Here is a 21,138-nt window from a genome sequence, read left to right on the forward strand (position 1 = left end):
GGCCGCGCCGGCGCTCCAAGCCAAGAGAGCCGGAGCTTTGGAAGCTTCTTTCCTGACTGGCGCGAACGCCATCTTCATCGCCGAGCTCTACGAGCGTTGGCTCGACGATCCCTCGTCCGTCGATCAGAGCTGGCAGGCGTTCTTCGCCGAGCTGCACGACGATCCGGAGCTGATCCGCGGTGATCGGCACGGCGGCAGCTGGGCGCCGGAAGGCCGCGCCAAGGTCATCGGCGCCGTCGACCCGGAGGAGGCCGCAGCGGCCGCCGCCAAGAAGAAGAAAGAAGCCGGCAAGGGCACCGGCGGTGTGTCGACCGAGGAGGTGCGCGCGCGCACCCTCGATTCGATCCGCGCCCTCATGCTCATCCGCGCCTATCGTGTCCGCGGCCACCTGATGGCCAACCTGGACCCGCTCGGCCTCATCCAGCCGGCGCCGCACCCCGAGCTGGACTACAAGACCTACGGCTTCACCGAGAAGGATCTCGACCGCGAGATCTTCATCGACAACGTGCTCGGCCTGGAGACCGCCAAGCTGCGCGTCATCCTCGACGTCGTGCAGCAGACCTACTGCGGCCCCGTCGGCGTCGAGTTCATGCACATCCAGGACCCCGACCAGAAGGCCTGGATCCAGCGACGCATGGAAAGCTCGCGCAGCCATGCCGACTTCTCCGACCTCGGCCGCAAGACCATCCTCGAGCGCCTGACGGCCGCCGAGGGCTTCGAGAAGTTCCTGCAGGTCAAGTACACCGGCACCAAGCGCTTCGGCCTGGAAGGCGGCGAGAGCATCATCCCCGCCATCGAGCAGGTGCTGAAGCGCGGCAGCCAGCTGGGCGTCGAGGAAGTGGTGTTCGGCATGGCCCACCGCGGCCGCCTGAACGTGCTGACCTCCATCCTGCAGAAGCCCTACCAGGCGCTGTTCTCCGAGTTCCAGGGCAATCCTGCGAACCCCGAGGACGTGCAGGGCTCGGGCGACGTGAAGTACCACCTGGGCACCTCCGCCGACCGCGAGTTCGACGGCAAGAAGGTCCACCTGTCGCTGCAGGCGAACCCGTCGCACCTGGAAGTGGTCGACCCCGTGGTGCTCGGCAAGGTCCGTGCCAAGCAGCAGCAGCTGGCCGACGCCGACCGCAAGAAGGTGCTCGCGGTGCTGCTGCACGGTGACGCCGCCTTCGCCGGCCAGGGCATCGTGGCCGAGTGCTTCGGCCTGTCGCAGCTCAAGGGCTACCGCACCGGCGGCACCATCCACTTCATCATCAACAACCAGATCGGCTTCACCACGGCGCCGCAGTACAGCCGCTCGGGCACCTACAGCTCCGACATCGCCAAGATGGTGCAGGCCCCGATCCTGCACGTGAACGGCGACGATCCGGAAGCGGTGGTGTTCGCCGCCCGCGTCGCCATGGAATACCGCCAGGAGTTCGCCGCCGACGTGGTGGTGGACATGATCTGCTACCGCCGCCACGGCCACAACGAATCGGACGAGCCGGCATTCACCCAGCCGCTGATGTACAAGAACATCGGCGGGCGCAAGACCACGCGCGACGTCTACGCCGACAAGCTGGTGAGCGAGAACGTGGTGAGCGCCGACGAAGCCGCGGCCATGGCCGACGACTTCAACGCCCGCCTCGAGCAGGACTTCCAGGCCGCCAACGCCTACAAGCCCAACAAGGCCGACTGGCTGGAAGGCAAGTGGAAGGGCCTGATGCAGGCCACCGGCGAGGAAGAGTACCGTACCGAAGCGACGGACGTCGAAATGGACGTCCTGAAGGAAGTCGGCAAGGCACTGTCCACCCCGCCCGAGGGCTTCGACGTCAACCGCAAGATCCTGCGTCAGATGAAGCAGAAGGCGGAGATGTTCGAGTCCGGCGAAGGCATCGACTGGGCCACCGGCGAAGCGCTCGCCTTCGGCACCCTGATGGTGGAAGGCGCGCCCATTCGCCTGTCCGGCCAGGACGCCGGCCGCGGCACCTTCTCGCAGCGTCACTCGGTGCTGGTCGACCAGAGCAGCGAAGAAACCTACGTGCCGCTCAACCACATCCGTGAGGGGCAGGCCAAGTACGAGGTCATCGACAGCCCGCTGTCCGAGGTCTCCGTGCTCGGCTTCGACTACGGCTACTCGCTGCAGGAGCCCAACGGCCTGACCCTGTGGGAAGGCCAGTTCGGCGACTTCGCCAACGGCGCGCAGGTGATCTTCGACCAGTTCATCAGCTCGGGCGAGTCCAAGTGGCTGCGCATGTCCGGCCTGGTGGTGCTGCTGCCGCACGGCTACGAAGGCCAGGGCCCCGAGCACTCCTCGGCCCGCCCGGAGCGCTTCCTGCAGATGTGCGCGGAAGACAACATGCAGGTGTGCAACATCACCACGCCGGCCAACTACTTCCACGCCCTGCGCCGCCAGATCCGCCGCAACTTCCGCAAGCCGCTCATCGTCTTCACGCCGAAGTCGCTGCTGCGCCACAAGCTGGCGGTGTCCAAGCTGGAGGACTTCGGCCCCGGTTCGCGCTTCCGCCGCGTGATGCCGGAATTCGACGAGAGCCTGGTCGCCGACGACAAGATCAAGCGCGTCGTGCTGTGCTCGGGCAAGGTCTACTACGACCTGCTGCAGTACCGCCTCGACAACAAGGTCGACGACGTCGCCATCATCCGCGTCGAGCAGCTCTATCCGTGGCCGAAGGAAACGCTGGTCGCCCAGCTGTCGCGCTACAAGAACGCCGAGGTCGTGTGGTGCCAGGAAGAGCCCGCCAACATGGGCTACTGGCAGTTCGTCGACCGCCGGCTGGAGTTCGCCCTGGAAGAGATCGACGGCCACGCCGCCAAGCGCGCCACCTACGTGGGTCGCAAGGCGTCGGCCTCGCCGGCCACCGGCCTGTTCAAGAACCACGTCGCCGAGCAGACCTGGCTGGTCGAGACGGCCATGGCGGGTGACCTGGGCAAGGTGCCGGTGCCCTTCCAGCGCATCACGCAGCTGAGCAAGATCGGCCAGTAAGGCCGCCACTTCAACGACGAGATTTCATTCGAGGAAACCCATGGCCACCGAAATCAAAGTGCCCGCCCTGGGCGAGTCCGTCTCCGAGGCGACGGTCGCGAAGTGGTTCAAGAAGGTCGGCGAGGCGGTCAACGCCGACGAGCCGCTGGTCGAGCTGGAAACCGACAAGGTCACCGTGGAAGTGCCGGCGCCCGCCTCCGGCACCATCCAGGAGATCGCCGCCGACGAAGGCGCCGAAGTCAGCGTCGGTGCGCTGCTCGGCGTGATCGCCGAGGGTGCGGTCGCCGCCGCGCCGGCCAAGAAGGACGCCCCGAAGGCCGAGGAGAAGAAGCCCGAGCCGAAGCCGCAGCCCGAGCCCGCCAAGGCCGCCGCGCCGCAGGCCAGCCAGGCCCCCGCCGGCGGCAAGGCCAACCTCGACTACCCGCTGGCGCCGGCCGTGCGCAAGCTGGTGGAAGAGAACAACCTGGACGCCGCCGCCATCCCGGCGACCGGCAAGGACGGCCGTCTGACCAAGGAAGACGTGCAGGCCTACATGGCCGGCGGCAAGAAGGCCGCTCCGGCCGCTGCCGCCGCTGCGCCGGCCGGCGTGGTGTGGGGCGAGGGCCGCGAGGCCGGCGAGCGCGAGGAAAAGGTCAAGATGACCCGCCTGCGCCGCCGCATCGCCGAGCGCCTGAAGGAAGCGCAGAACACCGCCGCCATGCTGACCACCTTCAACGAGGTGGACATGACCAACATCATGGCCCTGCGCAACCAGTACAAGGACGTCTTCGAGAAGAAGCACGGCGTGAAGCTCGGCTTCATGTCCTTCTTCGCCAAGGCCTGCGTGCAGGCCCTGCAGGAGATCCCGGCGGTCAACGGCGAGATCGCCGGCGACAGCATCATCTACAAGAACCACTACGACATCGGCGTCGCCGTCGGCACGCCGCAGGGTCTGGTGGTGCCGGTGGTGCGCGACTGCGACACCATGAACTTCGCCGAGATCGAGAAGAAGATCGGCGAGTTCGGCAAGCGCGCCCGCGACGGCAAGCTGACCATGGAAGAGATGTCGGGCGGCACCTTCACCATCTCCAACGGTGGTGTCTACGGCTCGCTCCTCTCGACGCCGATCCTCAACACCCCGCAGTCGGGCATCCTGGGCATGCACAAGACCCAGATGCGCCCGATGGTGATGCCGGACGGCTCCATCCAGGCCCGCCCGATGATGTACCTGGCGCTGTCCTACGACCACCGCATCATCGACGGCAAGGAAGCCGTGACCTTCCTCGTGCGCGTGAAGGAGTGCATCGAGGATCCGGCGCGCCTGCTGTTCGACGTCTGATCGACCGGCGAGGCCGGAGCCCCCGGGCTCCGGCCTTCGTGCCCCTGCCCCGGCACCACGTTGTCCCGCCCCCGCTGTTCTCCATGCGCAGTGCATGACGGGCGAAAGAACCAGGAAACGGACAGACAGACATGGCTGACAAGACCTACGACCTGCTCGTCATCGGCGCCGGCCCCGGCGGCTACGTCTGCGCCATCCGCGCGGCCCAGCTCGGCATGACCGTGGGCGTGGTGGAGAAGCGCGACGCCCTCGGCGGCACCTGCCTCAACGTCGGCTGCATCCCGTCGAAGGCGCTGCTGCAGTCGTCGCACCTCTACGAGATGGCGGCGCACGAGTTCGGCGAGCACGGCATCAAGGTGAAGCCCGAGTTCGACCTCGGCACCATGATGAAGCGCAAGGACAAGGTGGTCGCCGACAACACCGGCGGCATCGCCTTCCTGTTCAAGAAGAACAAGATCGACCACCTGGTCGGCCACGGCACCCTGATCGCCGCCGACACCGTCAAGATCGTCGGCAAGGACGGCGAGAAGACGGTGAAGGCGAAGAACATCGTCATCGCCACCGGCTCCGACGTCGCGCCGCTGCCGGGCGTGGAGATCGACGAGAAGCAGATCGTGTCGTCCACCGGCGCGCTCGAGCTCAAGTCCGTGCCGAAGAGCATGGTCGTCATCGGCGCCGGCGTCATCGGCCTGGAGCTGGGCTCGGTCTACCGCCGCCTGGGCGCCGAGGTGACGGTCATCGAATACCTCGACTTCATCCTGCCGCCCATGGACGGCGAGGTGCGCAAGCAGATGCAGCGCATCCTGGAAAAGCAGGGCATGAAGTTCATGCTCGGCCACAAGGTCACCGGCGCCGACAAGAGCAAGAAGTCGGTTTCCCTGAAGGTGGAATCGGTCAAGGGCGGCGACAGCAAGACCGTCGACGCCGAGGTGGTGCTGGTCGCCATCGGCCGCCGCCCCTACACCGACGCGCTCGGCCTGAAGGAGGTCGGCGTGACCATGACCGACCGCGGCTTCATTCCGGTGGACGAGCACTTCCAGACCAACGTCCAGGGTATCTTCGCCATCGGCGACGTCATCGGCGGCGCCATGCTGGCCCACAAGGCCGAGGAAGAGGGTGTGGCGGTCGCCGAGCTGCTGGCCGGCCAGTCGGGCCACGTCAACTACGGCGTCATCCCCTCGGTGGTCTACACCTGGCCGGAAGTGGCCTCCGTCGGCAAGACCGAGGAGCAGCTGAAGGACGCGGGCGTCGAGTACCGCGTCGGCAAGTTCCCCTTCACCGCCAACGGCCGCGCCCGCTGCAACGGCGAGACCGACGGCTTCGTGAAGATCCTCGCCGACGCCAAGACCGACCGCGTGCTCGGCTGCCACATCGTCGGCCCGGAAGGCGGCGACCTGCTGCAGGAAGTGGTGGTCGCCATGGAATTCGGCGCCTCGTCTGAAGACATCGCCCGCACCTGCCACAGCCACCCCGCCCTCGGCGAGGCGGTGAAGGAAGCGGCGCTGGCCGTCGACAAGCGCACGATCCACATGTGATCGGCTGACGCTGACAGGATCAGGGCGCGGCAGGCGACAGCCTCCGCGCCCTTTTTCTTTGGCACGCGGTAGTGATGCGAGGGAGGGGAGGCCCTCCCTCGCATCACCCCTTAAAGGGCCTCACCCTTCATGAGCTTGGGCAGGATGCCCACCTGCCCCATGGCGTGGCGCATGAAGAACTTCTTCGCGGGGTCGATCTTGTTCACCACGGCCATGCCGATGTCGCGCGCCAGGCGCAGCGGGGCGATGTCGTTGGAGAACAGGCGCACGATGGCGTCGGTCAGGCCCAGCATGAGCAGGTTGTCGAACCGCCGCAGGCGCTGGTAGTCGTCGAGCACCGTCGTGGTGCCGACGTCGAGGCCGAGGCGGTGGGCCTCCACGATCTTCTCCGCCAGCACCGCCACGTCGCGCAGGCCGAAGTTCATGCCCTGGCCGGCGACGGGGTGCATCCCGTGGGCGGCGTCGCCGATAAGGGCGAGGCGGCGGTCGGTGTAGCGGCGGGCGAACTGCAGGGTCAGCGGATAGCTGAACTTGCGGCTCACCACCTTCACCTCGCCGAGGAAATCGCCGAAGCGCTTCATCAGCTCGGCCTGGAAGGTGGCGTCGTCGAGCGCCATCAACTCGTCGACCAGAGCGCGGCGCTCGGTCCATACCAGCGAGGAGTGGTGGCCGTCCTTCAGCGGCAGGATGGCGAAGGGGCCGGCGGGCAGGAAGTGCTCGTGGGCGATGTTCTGGTGATGGCGCTCGTGCCACACCGTGAAGACGATGCCGTTCTGGTGGTAGTCCCAGCCGTGGATGGGAATGCCGGCGGCTTCGCGGGTGGGCGAGCGGCGGCCGTCGGCGGCGATCACCAGCTTGGCGCGGATGATGCGGCCGTCTTCCAGCTCCGCCGTCACCCCGTCGGGGCCGCGGTCGAGGGTTTCCACGGAATGCGGCGCGAGCCAGGTTGCGGCCGGCAGTTCCTCCAGGCGGCGGAAGATGGCGCGGCGCATGACGCGGTTTTCCGCCATGAAGCCGAGCGGCTGCCCCTCTTCCAGCAGCTGGTAGTGGTAGTGCAGGAACAGCAGGCTGTCGCCGTCGGCGACGCGGATCTGTTCGATGGTGCCGACGTCGTCGGCCATGTGGCGCCACACGCCGATGGTGTCGAGCACCTTCTGGCAGGCCAACGCCACGGCGGAGCAGCGGCCGTCGTATCCTTCCTCCACCAGCGCCGTCTGCTCGTCGCGGTCGACGACGATGCAGGGCACGCCGTGGTGCGCCAGCGCGCAGGCCATGCTGCCGCCCACCAGCCCGCCGCCGATGATGAGGACGTCCGTCCGAAGCTCCATGATCCGCTCCTGCCTGATCGCGCCGCTGCGTCTGCCCCTGATACGGCGGCGATTTGAGCCCCGACCACCCGGTTTGTCCAGTCCTGCCATGCACATCGGGGGCTTCTGCCCGAAATTTGCGCAGAATGATCTTCATGCACAAAAGCGAGGCACGGCAGCGCGTGCGGCGATGGACGGCGGCGCGGCGACTCAAGCCCTTGCGGCCACCCCCGGCGTGGCACGCCGCTTGATATGGAGGAGGCTGCGGGAGACCACGAAAGAAGGACACCACCATGAAGATGGTCACGGCCATCATCAAGCCGTTCCGGCTCGACGACGTGCGCGAGGCTCTGCTCGACCTCGGCCTGCAGGGCCTGACGGTGACCGAAGTGCGCGGTTTCGGCCGCCAGAAGGGGCAGACCGAGGTCTACCGCGGCGCCGAATACGAGGTCAGCTTCCTGCCCAAGGTGAAGATCGAGGTGGCGGTGGAGGACGACATCGTCGAGCAGGTGCTGGGGGCCATCCGCGAGGCGGCCCACACGGGCAAGATCGGCGACGGCAAGATGTTCGTCTTCGACATCGCCCGCACCGTGCGCATCCGCACCGGCGAGCGCGACCTCGACGCCGTCTGACGACCGCAGCCCTACGGCAGCGGCCGGGCCGGGTAGCCGGCCTCGGCGGCTTCCATGATGCGCTTCCACGTCTTGGCCGGCAGGCCGCCGCCGGTGACGTTGGCGGTGGGGGCGCCGTTGTCGTTGCCCATCCACACGCCGGCGACGGCGTTGGCGGTGTAGCCGACGAACCAGGCGTCGCGGTTGGCCTGGCTGGTGCCGCTCTTGCCCGCCACCTCGCGCCCCGGCAGGGCGGCGGCGCGGCCGGTGCCGGAGGTGACGACGGCGCGCAACATGCGGTTCATGTCCATCACCACCGCCGGATCGGCCACCCGCCCCGGGCCGCCGCCGGCCCGCTTGTAGATCACCTGGCCGTCGCGGGTGCGGATCTCGGCGATGCCGTAGGGCACCACGCCCCAGCCGCCGTTGGCGAAGGGCACATAGGCGCCGGTCAGGTCGAGCAGCGTGGTTTCCGAGGTGCCGAGGGCGATGGACAGGTCCTTGCCGACGGGCGTGGTGATGCCGAAGCGCATGGCGGCGCGGCGCACCCGGTCCACCCCCGCCTCCTGCGCCGCCCGCACCGCCACCGTGTTGACGGACTCGGCCAGCGCCTTGGTCAGGGTGATGGGGCCGAGATAGCGGCCGGTGAAGTTCTCCGGGCTCCATTTCCCGACGGTGATCGGCGCGTCGTCGAGCAGGCTGTCGGGGCCGTAGCCGGCTTCCAGCGCCGCGGCGAAGACGAAGGGCTTGAAGGCGCTGCCCGGCTGGCGCAGGGCCTGGACGGCGCGGTTGAACTGGCTCGACCCGTAGTCGCGGCCGCCCACCATGGCGCGCACGGCGCCGTCGGGCGCCAGCACCACGGCGGCGGCCTGGGTCACCTTGAGCGCCGGCCCCTCGGTCGCCAGCGCCTCGGCGACGGCGGCTTCGGCGGCGGCCTGCACGCGCGGGTCGAGGGTGGTCATCACCGTCAGGTCCTGGTCCACCTGGCCGACATAGCCGTCGAGGTTGTCCATCACCCAGTCGGCGAAGTGGCGGCCGGGGGTGGAGCGGCGCAGACCCTCCACCGTCAGCCCCTGTGCCGCCGCCTGCGCCTGGGCGGGTTCCAGCCAGCCGGCCTCGACCATGTTCTGCAGCACCTCGCGGGCGCGGCCGGCAGCGAGGTCGGGGTTGGCGATGGGGTTGAAGCGGCTCGGCGCCTTCATCAACCCGCCCAGCACCGCCGCCTGCCACAGGCCGACGCCGCGGGCGGAGACGCCGAAGTAGCGTTGCGCCGCCGCCTCCATGCCGTAGACGCCGGCCCCCAGGTACACGCGGTTGAGGTAGATGGTCAGGATCTGGTCCTTGGTGAAGCGCTGCTCCAGCCACAGGGCCAGCAGCACCTCCTGCACCTTGCGCTTCAGGGTGCGGTCGTGGGTGAGGAACAGGTTCTTCGCCACCTGCTGCGTGATGGTGGAGCCGCCCTGCACCACCCGCCCGGCCCGCAGGTTCACCACCATGGCACGGGCGAGGCCGAAGACGTCGAGGCCGAAGTGACTGTAGAACCGCCGATCCTCGGTCGCCAGGATGGCCTGCGGCAGGTAGGGCGGCACGTCGTGCACGGTCACCACCGCGCCGTAGACGTCGCCGAAGCTGGCGAGCTGGGTGCCGTCGGCGGCGGTGACGGTGACGCCGGGGCGGCGGGTGATGACCTCCACGTCGTCGACCCGCGGCAGGTCGTAGGCGAACCAGCCGAGCACGGCCAACCCCGCCACCACGCCCCACACGGCGAGCGTCAGGCCCCAGCGCACCAGGCGCCAGCCCCACGACCGGCGGCGCTTGCCGCCGGCGGCCTTGGCCTTGCCGCCACCGGTGCCGCCGCCGCCGCGGCGTGGTTTCTTCGGTGCAGTACCCTTGCGCGGCGGTGGGTCTCCACCCCCGTCGCGGGCCCCGCCGCCGTCGCGCCCCTTGGCCGGCCGGCGGACGGGACGCGCCGAGTCGCGGCGGCCACCGCCGCTGGTGACCAGCCGATCCTCCCTTGACACCCGCAGTCCGCCCGAGTCGCCGCCACCCTCGCCGACCGCCGCGAAAGTCCCGGTAGCGCGCTGCGACTCGTTGGCATTCTTGGGCATCTGCGCCTTTTGCATGACCGCGGCCTCGCCATAGGGAGTACCTGGGGGTTTTCGAACGGGGGCAGAGAATGTAGAGTTCGCCACTCGGACGCAAGCCGGCAGGGGGCAGACCGGCGGTCCTTCGAGGGAAGGGTTGCAGAAACTTCACCGACTGAGGGAGCGGCAGTGGTGAGCGACACGACCATTTCAGTGACCTTGACGGCCGATCTGGCCGAGCGGCTGGCTGCCCTGGCCCGCGACGACGGTCGATCCGTCGAAAGCTGCCTGCAGGAAGCGGTGAGCGACTACGTCACCTCGCGCGAGGACTTCGCCGAGGCCGTCGCCGCTCTCGACGAACCGCAGCCAGAGCGGCCGTTCCTGCGCGTTGTCGGCGAGTAGGCGGCGCACCTTCCGGTCGTCGTGATTCGCCAACCGCCGGTGCGACAGCATCGGCGGTTTCGCATTCTGCAGCACGCCCAGCGCGAGCCCCGTCGACCGTCTTCAGGCGAATCAAGGGTTTGCCGCGCTGGCACCCCGATTGCCTTGGGCAGGCGGCACAGCCCGCCGTCAGGAGACCCGACCATGGCCGCAGTTCTCGCCTTTTCCTCCGCCGTCGCCCAGGCCCCCGCCTGGCGGGCCCGGGCCGTCGACGGCCTGCTGCGCGAGGCCCTGGTGGTCGCCGTCGACGCCCCCGACGAGGACGCCGCCGCCACCGCGCTGGCGGGGCTGTTCTTCGCGCCCAACCGCACCGCCCGGCTGGAGCCGTCGGACTCCTTGCGCCTCGCCGCCCTGGCCCATGCCCTGCGGACCTGCCTGTCGAGCACCCGGGGCAGCGCCGCCGCCTGGTCGGTCGCGGCCGACATCGTCCACGACCTGACCCTGCGGACCGCCGGCTCCCACCACGCGGCGGAGTGAGGCACCACAGTTCCGCCGCAACTGCCGCCGATGCTCCCGGTCGTCCGACCTGAACCGGGAGTTCCCGCCGCCATGACCGCCGTCCGGCGCCGCCACGCCGCTTCCGCCGCCCTGCTGCTCGCCGTCGGCGCCCTGGCCGCCTGCACCACACCCCCCGCCGCCGAACCGCCCACGGCCGACGCCGCCGCCCCTCCGGCCGCGCCGGAGACGCCGCTGGCGCGGGCTGAGCGCCTGCAGGACGTCGATCCCGCCGCCGCCGTCGCCGCCCTGCGGCCGCTGGCGCAGCAGGGCGACCCGCAGGCGCAGGTGCTGCTCGGCCGGGCGCTGCAGGCCGGCTCCGGCGTCGCCCGCGACGAACTGGCGGCCTTGCGCCTGTTCGAGGACGCGGCGCGGGCCGGCCACGCCGAGGCGCAGGTGGAAGCAGGCCTCGCCCGCCTGTCGGGCCGCGGGGTGGCGGCGGACCCGCGTTCGGCCGCGGCGTGGTTCGAGATGGCGGCGGCGCAGAACCACCCGCAGGGGCTCCATCACCTCGCCCTCGCCACCCTCGACGGCATCGGCGTGCGCCGCGACCCGGGCAAGGCGCTGGCCCTGCTGGAGCGCGCCGCCGGCCGTGGCCTCGCCGCGGCGCAGACGGCGCTCGGCCGCGCCTATGCCGAGGGCCAGGGGGTGCCACGCGATCTCGCCTGGGCCGCCCGCTGGTACGGCGAGGCGGCGCGCCAGGGCGAGCCGGAGGCGCAGTTCCGCTTGGGCGTCGCCCACATCAGCGGCGCCGGCGTGCCGCCCGATCCGGCGGCGGCGCTGACGTGGCTGACGCTGGCGCGCGACCGCGGCCACGCCGAGGCCGGCCCCATCCTCGCCACCTACCGCGAGCGCGCCGCGCCGCAGGCGCGTGCCGCCGCCGCGGCGGTGGTGGCGCGCTGGCGGCCGGCGGCGGCGGTGCCCGACGGCGACGACGGCCCGACCATCCTCTATGTGCAGCAGCGTTTGCAGGCGCTCGGCATCGACCCGGGCGGCATCGACGGGCTGGCCGGCCGCAAGACCCGGGCCGCCGTCCGCCGCTTCCAGGAAGACCACGGGCTGCCCGCCGACGGGCTGGTGGACGACGCCACCCTCGCCGCCTTGCGCGCCGCCCGCGGCGCCTGAGGCGCCGGCGCTACTTGCCCTGCGTCAGGGCGTCCAGGGTCTGGCGGTAGACGCGCTCGTCCTCCAGGCAGACGCGTGTGCGGTCCTTCTGGATCATGCCGTCGAGTTCGTTGCGCAGCGCGCCCACCTGGGCGTCGGTCAGCTCCAGCGCGTCGGCCGTCGCCTTGCGGATGCGGGCGATCTCCACCCGCTGGGCGGGGCTCATGTAGAAGTCGCACTCGCGCGCCAGCAGGTCGAGCTGCAGGGCGGTGACCAGCATGCTGCGCACCTGGCCGCGCGTCATGTCGCCCTGTGCCGCCGCCGGCAGCGCCGCCAGGCCGAGCAGCCCGGCGGTCGCGAGAAGAAGGCCGGCGCGTCTCATGGCCGCGGTGCCCGGCGGCCGGCGACGGTCGCCTTGCCGTAGCCGCAGTCGCACTTGGGCGAGCCCTGCACCAGCCGCGCCACCAGGGCGGTGCGGCCACCGCCGGCGTCGGAGCGCACCCAGCGGAACACGGCGCCGCACTTGTCGCAGTTCTGCTCGCCGGGGCCGCGGGCGGTATCGGGCTTGGGCGCCGGTGCGTTCGCCTTCTTCACGGCGGCGACGGCGGCCTGGAGCGTCGGCGGCAGGGGCTTCTTCGGGGTCTCGTCGGTCATGTCACACGATCAGCAGAAGGGGAACAGGCAGCGGCGGTCCATGAGCCGCTTGCCGTCGTCGAATTCGGTGGCGCGCGGCGGCACCACCTTGCCGAGGCCCCGGCGCAGCATCTCGTGCAGCAGCGGGTCGGCGGGGCCGTCCACGGCGGGGCCGGTGATGCGGGTCTCGCCCATGGCGGAGTCCCCCGAGCAGAAGGTCATCTGGATGGCGGTACCGTCCGGCATGCCTTGGGCCACCGGCACCGCGCGCGGATCGTCGCAGGGCACCGCCCCGCGCGCCGCCACCGGCGAGCCGAACATGAGCACGATGCGGTTGTCGGGATCGCCCGCCTGCGCCGGGTCCAGCGTCCAGCGCGCCCGCTGGTGGAACGGCGGCGACGGCATGACGTCTGCAAGCGTGCGGGCGAAGGCGGCCGGCGGCTGGCCGGTCGGACTGCCCCATACCTCCAGCAGCACCGGGCCGCGGGCGGCGCTGTACTGCCAGGCGCTGACGGTTTGGCCGTCGCGCACGGCGCTGCGGGTGAGCGTCACCGGCCCGCCCGGCTGCCCCACCGAACAGGCGGCGAGCAGGCCGGAGGCGGCGAGCGCAACGGCGGTGGCGAGGCAGAGGCGGCGCATGGCGCAGGCTCCCGATGGGTTTCGGGCGACACTACCACGCCTGCCCTCAGCCGCGCAGCACCTCCGCGAGGGTGTCGGTGAAGCGGGCGATCTCGTCCTCGCTGTTGTAGGCGTGGACGCTGGCACGCAGCACGCTGGTCAGGCCGCGCGCCTGGAAGTCGAGCAGGCTCGACGCCGCCCCGCTGACCGACACGTTGATGCGCCGCGCCCGCAGGGCGGCCTGCACGGCGGCCGGCTCGTGCCCCTCGGCGGTGAAGGTGACGAGGCCGCAGAGATCGCTGCCCTCGTCGCGCACCCGCACGCCCGGCACGTCGGTGAGCCGCCCGCGCAGGTCGGCGGCGAGCCCGCGGATGCGCGCCTCCATGGCCGGCACGCCGACCGCCAGGGCATAGCGCACGGCGACGCCGAGGCCGATCTTGGCGGCGACGTTGCCCTCCCACACCTCGAAGCGCTGGGCGGTGGGCGCCATCTCGAAGCTGTCCGGCCCGGTCCAGGTGGCGGCGTGGTGGTCGAGGATGGGCGGCTCGATCTGCGGCAGCACGCTCGCCCGGCAATAGAGGAACCCGGTGCCGCGCGGCGCCCGCAGGTACTTGCGCCCGGTGGCCGACAGGAAATCGCACTGCAGGGCATCGACGTCGAGGTCGAGCTGCCCCGCCGACTGGCAGGCGTCGAGCAGATAGAGCGCCCCGTGCGCCTTGGCGAGCCGCCCCACCGCCGCCGCCGGCGCGACGACGCCCGAGCCCGTCGGCACGTGCGGCAGGCTCACCAGGGCCGCCCCGCGCCGCAATTCGGCTTCCAGCGCCGTCAGGTCGACGGTGCCGGTGGCGGGGTCGTCGGGCAGCACCACGATCGCAACGCCGTCGCGCCGCTGGCGCTGGAGGTAGGCGACGAAGTTGGCGCCGTACTCGGCGCGGCTGGTCAGCACGCGGTCGCCCGCCCGCAGGGGGATGCCGTAGAAGGCGAGATCCCAGGCGCGCGTGGCGTTCTCCACCACGGCGATCTCGTCGGGCGCGGCACCGATCAGGGCGGCCAGCGCGGCGTAGGTGTCGCGCACCGCCGGCTCGGCCTCGCGGGCGGCCTCGTAGCCGCCGGTCAGCATCTCGCGCGTCAGGTGGCCGGTCACCGCCGCCACCACCTGCCGCGTCGGTAGGCTGGCGCCGGCGTTGTTGAGGTGCAGCACCTCGGCACAGCCGGGGGTGTCGGCGCGCAGGGCGGCGAGGTCGATCATCGGTCGGAAGCTCCGGCAGCGGCGGCGGCGGTGCGGCGGCGGTTGAGCCGCACGAGGCCGAGGATGGAATTGCCGGCGACGGCGCCGACGACGATGACGCCGCCCACCACCGCCAGCATGGACGGCACCTCGCCGACGCCGATCCACGCCCACAAGGGGCCGAGCACCGTCTCGATGAGCGAGAACAGCGCCACTTCCGCCGCCGGAATGAACCGCGCGCCGGAGACGAACAGCGCCAGCGCCAGCGGCATCTGCAACAGGCCCTGGAACAGGATCACGCCGGCGTCGTGAGCGGTATAGGCGAGCGGCGCGGCGAAGGGCAGCGCCACCAGGGCCGCCAGCAGGGCGCCGCCGGCGACCACCGGCGTGGTGTCGCGGTTGCCGACGCGGCGCAGCTGCACCAGGGCGATGCCGTGGCACAGCGCCGTCGCCAGCGCGATGAGGTCGCCCTTCAGCCCGCCGCCGCCGAGCGAGCCCGAGAAGATGACGGCGATGCCGGCGATGGCGACGGCGATGCTCGCCCAGGTGCGGCCCGACACCCGCTCGCGGATGAGCAGCCAGCCGAGCGCGGCGGAAAACAGCGGCATGGTCGCCAGGATCACCAGGGTATTGGCGACCGTGGTGTTCAGCATGGCGAGCACGAAACCGATGTTGGCGCCGCCCATGGCCAGCGTCGCCCACAGCCCAGGCCAACCGAGGGCGCGCACCGCCGCCAGGGTCCGGCCACGATGGCGGGCCAGCAGCACCAACGCGATGGCGACGAAGATGCCGAGGGTACGCAGGAACACCACGTCCCAATGCCCGGCGTCCTCCACCAGCCGCAGCAGCAGGCCGTCGGGGCTGATGACGACCATGCCCCCGGCCGACAGGGCGACGCCCTTCAGATAGATGGACCGGTCGGGGTGCAGGGCTGACAAGGAAGCGGCCTCCGGGCGTCGGGATCGGGCGGGTGACGATGGCCGCCCGATCCTTTCAACGCCCCGCGTCGCGGGCAAGAGCCATTCCGCCCCTGCGAGGCTCAGGCGGAGCGCCGCAGTTCCGGCCGGAAGCCCATACGCAGCGACGCCTCTTCCGCCGCCGCCTTGCAGGCGAGCGCGTTGCGGCCGTCGGGGCGGGCGTCGAAGCCGGTGTCGGCGCCCAGCACCGTGATGGCGCCGATGATCTCGCCGCGGTGGTCGAACACCGGCGCGCTGACGGCGCCGATGCCCTGCATGAGGGCGTTGCGCTGGGTGGCGATGCCGCGCAGGCGGATCTCGTCGAGCAGGCGGGGGTCGAGGCCGTGGCCCGAGGCCTCCTTCAGCCACGCGGCGAACACCCGCCCGGTGGCCGAGGTGGCGACCGGCAGAACCGAGCCGACGCGCACGTTGACGGCGATGGGCCGCGCGCTTTCCTCCCACCGCACGATGGTCGGGCCGCGGTTGCCCCAGACGGCCAGGAAGACGGTCTCGTCGATGCCGTCGCGCAGGTCCTGCAGCACGCCGGCCGTGTCGCGCACGATGTCGAGGCCCTGCAGGGCGACCAGCCCCAGCGTCAGGGCGAAATCGCCGAGTGCGTAGCGGCCGCTGTCGGGGTCCTGGCGCACCATGCCGGCCTCCACGAAGGTCACCAGATAGCGGTGCGCCTTGGCCGCCGGCATGCCGGCGCGGGCCGACAGGTCCTTCAGCATGAGCGGCCGTGCCGCCTCGCCGAGCGCGACCAGCAGGCGCATGGCGACCTCCAGCGACTGCACCCCGCGGCGGCGGGCATGATGGTCGTCGGCCTCCTCGACCTCGGCTTCGGGATCGGGCTCGGCGCCGTGGGGGCGGCCGGTTCGAGACATTTGAAAATTCCTTAACAGAGGCGGGCCGCGGATGCTTGACTCCCGTTCGCGAACCAATTACACATTGCGACATCGATTACGCAATACGAAATGCGGGCCCCGACCGAAGGCATCCCCGGGAACTGCACACTGCGACAATCGAGGCTCCGTTCGCCGGGAACGGGCGGGGCCGCCAGGGCAAAAGTTGCTAAAAAGCACGGCCCAGTCTAGGTGAGGAAAAGCGTCGGGTGACCGGACCCTGCATCCGGGCGAAGAGGCGGCCGCAAGGCCGCCTCTTCTGATTCGGGCCTGATCCAGACAGGCCGCCGGGACGTAGCATCGCCATGACCCGCCGCCCCATCTCCCGCCGCCGCATCGGCCGTCTGGCCCTCGCCGCCGGCGCCGCCCTCACCGCCGCCGGCTGTTCCCCGCTCGTGCTGCTGAACGCCGCCGTCTCCAGCCAGGGCTGGCTGTCGACCACCGGCGTCCGCTATGGCGCCGGGCCACGCCGGCGGCTCGACGTCTACCGCCCGCGCGGCGTCGGCCCCTTCTCGGTGGTGGTGTGGTTCTACGGCGGCGGCTGGGACAGCGGCGAGCGCGGCGGCTATGAATTCGTCGGCGTGGCGTTGGCGCGGCAGGGCTTCGTCACCGTCATCCCCGACTACACGCTGTCGCCCGACGGCCGCTACCCGGAGTTCCTGGAGGACGGCGCCGCCGCCGTCGCCTGGACGCTCGAGCACATCGCCGAGCACGGCGGCGATCCGGCGCGCCTCGCCCTCATGGGCCATTCGGCGGGCGCCTACAACGCCGCCATGCTGGCCTACGACCGGCGTTGGCTGGGCGCGGCCGGAGTGCCGGCGGATGCGGTGAAGGCCTTCGTCGGCCTGTCCGGCCCCTACGAGATCTTCCCCTATACCGTCGCCATCACCCGCACCGTCTTCGGCCACGTGCAGGACGACGGCGTCGAGCCCATGACTCACGTCGAGCCCGGCGCCCCGCCGGCGCTGCTGATCCACGGCGGCGACGACGGCACGGTCGACCCGCGCAACGCGCCCACCCTGGCCGAGGCGCTGCGGCGCGTCGGAACGCGGGCGGAGGTGGTGACGTTGCCGGACGCTGGCCACGTCAAGCCGCTGCTCGCCCTGTCGCCGCCGCTGGAGGACGCAGCGGTGCTGCGGCCGGTGGTGGCGTTCCTGGAAAGCGTGCTCGGCCCGACGGCGCCGCGCTGAGGCCGGCCGTCAGTCGAAGCGGCCGAGGCAGGGCGCAGAGGCGCAGTCGCCCGGCGTCTCAGCCGGCCGGCCGGCGGCGGCGGCGGCCAGGGCGCCGCGGGCGGCTGCCTCGCTCGGGTAGACGCCGAGCAACCGCCCCGCGCCGTCGCGCGCCCGCCACGCCGCGCCGCCGGGCAGCGGCTCGACGGTTCCGGCAGAGGTCTGGGCGTCGCAGCGGGTCATGGCTGGCGAATGATACGATAGCGCGCCTGCACGAGGCCATAGATGCCGAAGGCCACCAGCCCCGCCGCCGTCAGCCCGAGCAGCCACGCCCCGTAGGGCTGCTGCCGCAGGGTGGTGAGCGCCGCCGGCAGGCCTTGCTGGGCCTGGCTCGAATCGCCGCTCAGGCCGGCCAGCACCAGGAAGGAGCCGATGAGCGCCAGCACCAGCGCCTTGGCGCACAGGCCGAAGCGGGCGATGCCGTCGACCCAGCCCTCGCCGGCGACGCGCGGGTCGAGGTTGCGGCGATACTTGCGCTTCACCGCCTTGATCACCAGCACCACGGCGACGCCCCAGGCCACGACGCCGAAGGCGGCGATCAGCCACATGCCCCAGGTCCGCCCCATGAGCCAGGCGGTCGCGCCGCCCGAGCCGCCGCCGGCCCCACCACCGCCGCCGCCGCTCATGGTGGCCGCGAAGGTCCACACCAGCGAGGCGGCATAGACCGCCAGGGCGCCGTTGACGACGCCGCTGCCGACCATGCCGGCCCGCACCGCAAGCCCCTTGGCGTCGGCGCCGTGGTGGTCGACGTCGGCGACGCCCTGCACGAAGCGCCACAGGGTGAAGCCGAACAGGCCGACGGCCATGGCGCCCACCATCCAGGTGCCGCCGGGCAGGCTGAAGATCTGCTGGATGGCGCCGCGCGCGCCCGTCGTCTCGCCGCCGCCGCCGAAACCCCGGACGGCCGCCATCAGCGCCAGGACGCCGACGACCAGGTAAACGATGCCACGAGCGGCATAGCCGCCGCGGGCGGCATAGACGAGGCCGGTGCGCCCGCCCTCCTCGGCCTTGCGGCCGGCGGCGTCGGCGGTGGAGCGTGCCGTATTGGCCATGGTCGCGACTCCTGCTGTTTCCCCGCCAACGCCGCCACGACGGGGGCAGTTCCTCCCGAAGTTCCGCAAGAGGTTGCGCCGGTAGAGTCAGATCACGCTGGAGTAGATCGCGGTCGACTTCCGTCTGAGGCAAGCATCCACAATAAGATCTGTCATCATTTTTTCTTCCTCAATCCTGTTGACTGCAACCCTTCGGCAACATTAGCAATGGCTTGACCACGCCCCTCCGCCCGGCGCCCCGTGTCAGGACCCCGCCATGCCGCCCGATCCCGTTACGCCCCCCCTTCGCACCGCCCTGGCGGCGGCCGAGGCATGCCCGACCGGACGCTGCCCGCTCGGCGAGCGCCTGCTGGCGCTGGCGCCGGACCTGGCGGCCCTGCCGCAGATCGAGGCCATCGAGGCCTTCCTCGCCCTCGCCCAGGACGCCATCGGCTGCGCCGACGCCTGCCCCTGCGCCGCGCCGCTGATCGACGGGCTGCAGGCCGCCGTCGAAGGGGAGAGCTGACCATGCCCATCGTCTGGCGCGACAAGATGAGCGTCGGCCATCCCGTCATCGACGAGGATCACCGCACCCTCATCGCCATCATCAACGACTTCGAGGACGCCGCGGCGGCCGGCAGCACGGCCGCCCTGTCGACCATCCTGCGCCGCCTGCACGGCTACGCCCGCGAGCACTTCGCCCGCGAGGAGGCGCTGCAGGTGCGCATCGGGTTTCCCTTCGCCCAGGCGCACGGACAGGAGCACCGCCGCCTCATCGCCCTGGTGGAGGACAAGGCGCGCGCCTGGTTCGTCGACCGCGCCCAGCCGCTCGGCCCGCAGGGGATGGAGGAAATGGCCGGCTTCCTGCGCCGCTGGCTGGTGGAGCACATCCTGACCCAGGACCGCGCCATGCAGCCCTACATCGAGGCGGCGCGCAGCCGCGCCAAGGCTCAGTCGGCGGCGGCGGCGGGCGACGAAGACGACGCGGATTCGAAGATCGCGTAGATCTTGCGGCAGGCTTCCAGGGTGCGCCATTCGCCGCGGAAGCCGGCCGGAATGACGAAGGCGTCGCCGGCGGCGAAGGCGCGCACGGCGCCGGCCTCGTCGGCCAGCTCGATACGGCCCGACAGCAGGACGCACAGCTCGTTCTCGGTATAGGCGACACGCAGGGTGCCGACGGCGCCTTCCCACAGGCCGCAGTGGAACTGCCCGGTGGTGTCGCTGAAGACGTTCCACACCGCCTGCTCGCCCGAGCCCGCCGCCAGTTTCTCCGGCGCGGCGGTGAACCGTTCTGCCGGCACGGCGGCGGGGTCGATGGGGCGGACGGCGTCGATGGGCAGGCTCATGGCGGCTCCGGCGAAGGGACGGTGGGCAGGCGCCAGAGTAGCGCGGCCGCCCCGCGCCTCACAACCGCCCGGCCACCACCCGGTGGCGCAGGTCCCAGCGGCGGTCTTCCTCCGGCGCCGGCGCCAGATCCCACCACCAGCCGTCGCCGCCCTGCGGGTGCGGATGGCCGAACAGCAGGTCTTCCGCCAGGCATTGGCCGTCGGCCCGCAGCACCCGCTCCGCCGTCACGTCGGTCACCAGCAGCGCGAGCCCCGGCGCCTGCGCCAGGGCCTGCACATGGGCGGCGATGACGGCGCGGCAGAAGGCGTCCAGCACCTCGGGCGTCGCTTCGGGCAGGTGTTCCAGCGCGTGGCGCGGGTTGAGCGGCAGCTGGCTGAGGCAATTGAGCGACAGCACCAGGTCGGCCTCGGCGAGGTGGGGAATGTCGGCCGGCGGCACCGCCGGCACCGCCGTGGCGTCCAGGCAGGCGGCGGCGATGCCGGTGACGTCGCGGCTCTCCAGCGTCACGGTGGGGAAGCGCCGCGCCTGCCGCCGGCTGCGGCCGAGCCAGCAGACGTCCACCAGCACCACCCGCCGGAAGGCTGCCGCCAAGGCCTCCAGCGGCACGTCGAGCAGCAGCCCGGCGCCGACCACGACGCAGAGGTCGCGCCCCGGCGTCGCCGCCACCGCCGCCTCCACCTGCGCCCGCGTCGCCTCCAGATGCGGCTGCCAGGCCTCGCGGCAGCGCCGCCACCGCGCCTCGACGGCGATCAGTCCGTGCAGGTAGCCGAGCCGCTTGAGCGGCCGCGGGCAGGGCGTCAGGGCGTGGACCAGGGCTTCGCGGATCACGGGCGGTGCAGCGGGCTCTGGTCCTTCACCCGGTCGATGATGGCGTCGACCAGGCTGCGCAGGGCGGAGACGGTATTCTCCGCCGCCCAGACCTCGTAGATCTCGTCGCAGGACCCGGCGCGGCAGGTGACGGGGCGGGTGTGGACGGCGCCGTAGATCTCGCCGGTCACCCGCCGCAGGTCCTCCATGCGGGCGCGGATGCCGCCGTCGCCGAAGGCGTCCTCGGGGTAGAACTCGCGCGCCAGCGTCGCCGCCACTTCCTCGAGGCAGGTCGCCTGAACCTTGAGCGCCGCCCGCATGCGGTGGGGCACGCCGCTCCAGTATTCGCGCTCCGACGCCTGCTCGCAGGTGGACGCCTGCTCGGCCATGGCGTCGAGCAGGGTGAAGTCGGGCCGCTCGGCGGCGCAGGCCGGCGTGGCGGCGGCGAGTCCGGCCCCGACGACGGCGGCGGCGGCCAGGCTGTGGGCGTTCATGGCGCTTCCCGGGTTCCC

23 protein-coding genes are annotated in these 21,138 nt (G+C 71.5%); 10 read left to right on the forward strand and 13 right to left on the reverse strand.

Annotation, left to right across the window (positions count from 1 at the left end; translation table 11 throughout):
• The first annotated feature begins 37 nt into the window (after positions 1–37).
• From CRP50_RS11265 to lpdA, 3 genes are all read left to right on the forward strand, one after another.
• The gene (locus CRP50_RS11265; protein ID WP_097279258.1) at positions 38–2,980 is read left to right on the forward strand and encodes a 2-oxoglutarate dehydrogenase E1 component; all 2,943 of its coding nucleotides are present in this window, start codon (positions 38–40) and stop codon (positions 2,978–2,980) included.
• A gap of 40 nt (positions 2,981–3,020) precedes the next feature.
• Positions 3,021–4,298 carry a 2-oxoglutarate dehydrogenase complex dihydrolipoyllysine-residue succinyltransferase gene (gene odhB / locus CRP50_RS11270; RefSeq protein ID WP_097279259.1) on the forward strand — a complete coding sequence of 426 codons (1,278 nt, stop codon included), beginning with the start codon at positions 3,021–3,023 and terminating at the stop codon, positions 4,296–4,298.
• Positions 4,299–4,429: 131 nt separating this feature from the next.
• Entirely contained in the window at positions 4,430–5,833 is a 1,404-nt protein-coding gene (gene lpdA / locus CRP50_RS11275) for a dihydrolipoyl dehydrogenase (RefSeq protein WP_097279260.1), read from the forward strand.
• Positions 5,834–5,943: 110 nt separating this feature from the next.
• On the opposite strand, the gene CRP50_RS11280 is transcribed toward lpdA, so the two are convergent.
• On the reverse strand, positions 5,944–7,161 hold the full coding sequence (locus tag CRP50_RS11280) for a UbiH/UbiF/VisC/COQ6 family ubiquinone biosynthesis hydroxylase (protein WP_097279261.1): 1,218 nt from the start codon (positions 7,159–7,161) through the stop codon (positions 5,944–5,946).
• A gap of 272 nt (positions 7,162–7,433) precedes the next feature.
• Here CRP50_RS11280 and CRP50_RS11285 point away from each other — a divergent pair, with 272 nt between their 5' ends.
• Positions 7,434–7,772, forward strand: a complete 339-nt coding sequence (locus tag CRP50_RS11285; RefSeq protein WP_097279262.1) for a P-II family nitrogen regulator — start codon at positions 7,434–7,436, stop codon at positions 7,770–7,772.
• An 11-nt stretch (positions 7,773–7,783) separates the two neighbouring features.
• Here the strand turns inward: CRP50_RS11285 and CRP50_RS11290 are convergent, their stop codons facing one another.
• Positions 7,784–9,859, reverse strand: coding sequence for a transglycosylase domain-containing protein (locus tag CRP50_RS11290; RefSeq protein WP_097279382.1), 2,076 nt, complete (start codon positions 9,857–9,859; stop codon positions 7,784–7,786).
• A 168-nt stretch (positions 9,860–10,027) separates the two neighbouring features.
• On the opposite strand from CRP50_RS11290, the gene CRP50_RS25560 reads away from it, so the two are divergent.
• The 3 genes from CRP50_RS25560 (at position 10,028) to CRP50_RS11305 (ending at position 11,896) form a co-directional block, all read left to right on the forward strand.
• Entirely contained in the window at positions 10,028–10,237 is a 210-nt protein-coding gene (locus CRP50_RS25560) for a ribbon-helix-helix protein, CopG family (RefSeq protein ID WP_176525129.1), read from the forward strand.
• Between the two features lie 183 nt (positions 10,238–10,420).
• Positions 10,421–10,753, forward strand: coding sequence for a hypothetical protein (locus CRP50_RS11300; RefSeq protein WP_097279264.1), 333 nt, complete (start codon positions 10,421–10,423; stop codon positions 10,751–10,753).
• Positions 10,754–10,825: 72 nt separating this feature from the next.
• Positions 10,826–11,896, forward strand: a complete 1,071-nt coding sequence (locus tag CRP50_RS11305; protein WP_101613994.1) for an SEL1-like repeat protein — start codon at positions 10,826–10,828, stop codon at positions 11,894–11,896.
• 10 nt (positions 11,897–11,906) lie between these two features.
• On the opposite strand, the gene CRP50_RS11310 is transcribed toward CRP50_RS11305, so the two are convergent.
• The 6 genes from CRP50_RS11310 to CRP50_RS11335 all read right to left on the reverse strand — a co-directional run bounded on the left by CRP50_RS11310 (position 11,907) and on the right by CRP50_RS11335 (position 16,194).
• The gene (locus CRP50_RS11310; protein ID WP_097279266.1) at positions 11,907–12,257 is read right to left on the reverse strand and encodes a hypothetical protein; all 351 of its coding nucleotides are present in this window, start codon (positions 12,255–12,257) and stop codon (positions 11,907–11,909) included.
• A complete protein-coding gene (locus CRP50_RS11315) occupies positions 12,254–12,529 on the reverse strand; it encodes a hypothetical protein (RefSeq protein WP_245913441.1) in 276 nt (91 codons plus the stop codon). The genes CRP50_RS11310 and CRP50_RS11315 overlap by 4 nt, the downstream gene beginning before the upstream one ends.
• 9 nt (positions 12,530–12,538) lie before the next feature.
• Positions 12,539–13,147 (reverse strand): hypothetical protein, encoded by a 609-nt coding sequence (locus tag CRP50_RS11320; protein ID WP_097279267.1) that lies wholly within the window; start codon positions 13,145–13,147, stop codon positions 12,539–12,541.
• A 46-nt stretch (positions 13,148–13,193) separates the two neighbouring features.
• Entirely contained in the window at positions 13,194–14,375 is a 1,182-nt protein-coding gene (locus tag CRP50_RS11325) for an aminotransferase class V-fold PLP-dependent enzyme (RefSeq protein WP_097279268.1), read from the reverse strand.
• Positions 14,372–15,292, reverse strand: coding sequence for a DMT family transporter (locus CRP50_RS11330; protein ID WP_097279269.1), 921 nt, complete (start codon positions 15,290–15,292; stop codon positions 14,372–14,374). Before CRP50_RS11330 ends, CRP50_RS11325 begins: the two co-directional genes overlap by 4 nt.
• Before the next feature lie 101 nt (positions 15,293–15,393).
• Positions 15,394–16,194, reverse strand: coding sequence for an IclR family transcriptional regulator (locus CRP50_RS11335; RefSeq protein WP_097279270.1), 801 nt, complete (start codon positions 16,192–16,194; stop codon positions 15,394–15,396).
• Between the two features lie 323 nt (positions 16,195–16,517).
• Here CRP50_RS11335 and CRP50_RS11340 point away from each other — a divergent pair, with 323 nt between their 5' ends.
• Entirely contained in the window at positions 16,518–17,402 is an 885-nt protein-coding gene (locus CRP50_RS11340) for an alpha/beta hydrolase (protein ID WP_097279271.1), read from the forward strand.
• A 9-nt stretch (positions 17,403–17,411) separates the two neighbouring features.
• On the opposite strand, the gene CRP50_RS11345 is transcribed toward CRP50_RS11340, so the two are convergent.
• A complete protein-coding gene (locus CRP50_RS11345; protein WP_097279272.1) occupies positions 17,412–17,624 on the reverse strand; it encodes a hypothetical protein in 213 nt (70 codons plus the stop codon).
• Positions 17,621–18,493, reverse strand: coding sequence for a DUF1206 domain-containing protein (locus CRP50_RS11350; protein ID WP_097279273.1), 873 nt, complete (start codon positions 18,491–18,493; stop codon positions 17,621–17,623). Before CRP50_RS11350 ends, CRP50_RS11345 begins: the two co-directional genes overlap by 4 nt.
• Before the next feature lie 256 nt (positions 18,494–18,749).
• On the opposite strand from CRP50_RS11350, the gene CRP50_RS25565 reads away from it, so the two are divergent.
• Both CRP50_RS25565 and CRP50_RS11355 read left to right on the forward strand, forming a co-directional pair.
• Positions 18,750–18,998 carry a hypothetical protein gene (locus CRP50_RS25565; RefSeq protein ID WP_176525130.1) on the forward strand — a complete coding sequence of 83 codons (249 nt, stop codon included), beginning with the start codon at positions 18,750–18,752 and terminating at the stop codon, positions 18,996–18,998.
• A gap of 2 nt (positions 18,999–19,000) precedes the next feature.
• Positions 19,001–19,477, forward strand: coding sequence for a bacteriohemerythrin (locus CRP50_RS11355; RefSeq protein WP_101613996.1), 477 nt, complete (start codon positions 19,001–19,003; stop codon positions 19,475–19,477).
• Here CRP50_RS11355 and CRP50_RS11360 read toward each other — a convergent pair.
• From CRP50_RS11360 to CRP50_RS11370, 3 genes are read right to left on the reverse strand one after another with little or no spacing between them, the layout of a single operon-like run.
• Complete coding sequence (locus CRP50_RS11360; RefSeq protein ID WP_097279275.1) at positions 19,423–19,818, reverse strand: cupin domain-containing protein; 396 nt, start codon at positions 19,816–19,818, stop codon at positions 19,423–19,425. The two genes, CRP50_RS11355 and CRP50_RS11360, sit on opposite strands and share 55 nt — an antisense overlap.
• A gap of 58 nt (positions 19,819–19,876) precedes the next feature.
• Positions 19,877–20,647 carry a hypothetical protein gene (locus CRP50_RS11365; protein WP_097279276.1) on the reverse strand — a complete coding sequence of 257 codons (771 nt, stop codon included), beginning with the start codon at positions 20,645–20,647 and terminating at the stop codon, positions 19,877–19,879.
• On the reverse strand, positions 20,644–21,120 hold the full coding sequence (locus tag CRP50_RS11370) for a hypothetical protein (RefSeq protein ID WP_097279277.1): 477 nt from the start codon (positions 21,118–21,120) through the stop codon (positions 20,644–20,646). Before CRP50_RS11370 ends, CRP50_RS11365 begins: the two co-directional genes overlap by 4 nt.
• Positions 21,121–21,138: the final 18 nt, after the last annotated feature.

It is taken from the genome of Caenispirillum bisanense (genome assembly GCF_900230255.1).
GTDB lineage: Bacteria > Pseudomonadota > Alphaproteobacteria > Rhodospirillales > Rhodospirillaceae > Caenispirillum > Caenispirillum bisanense_A.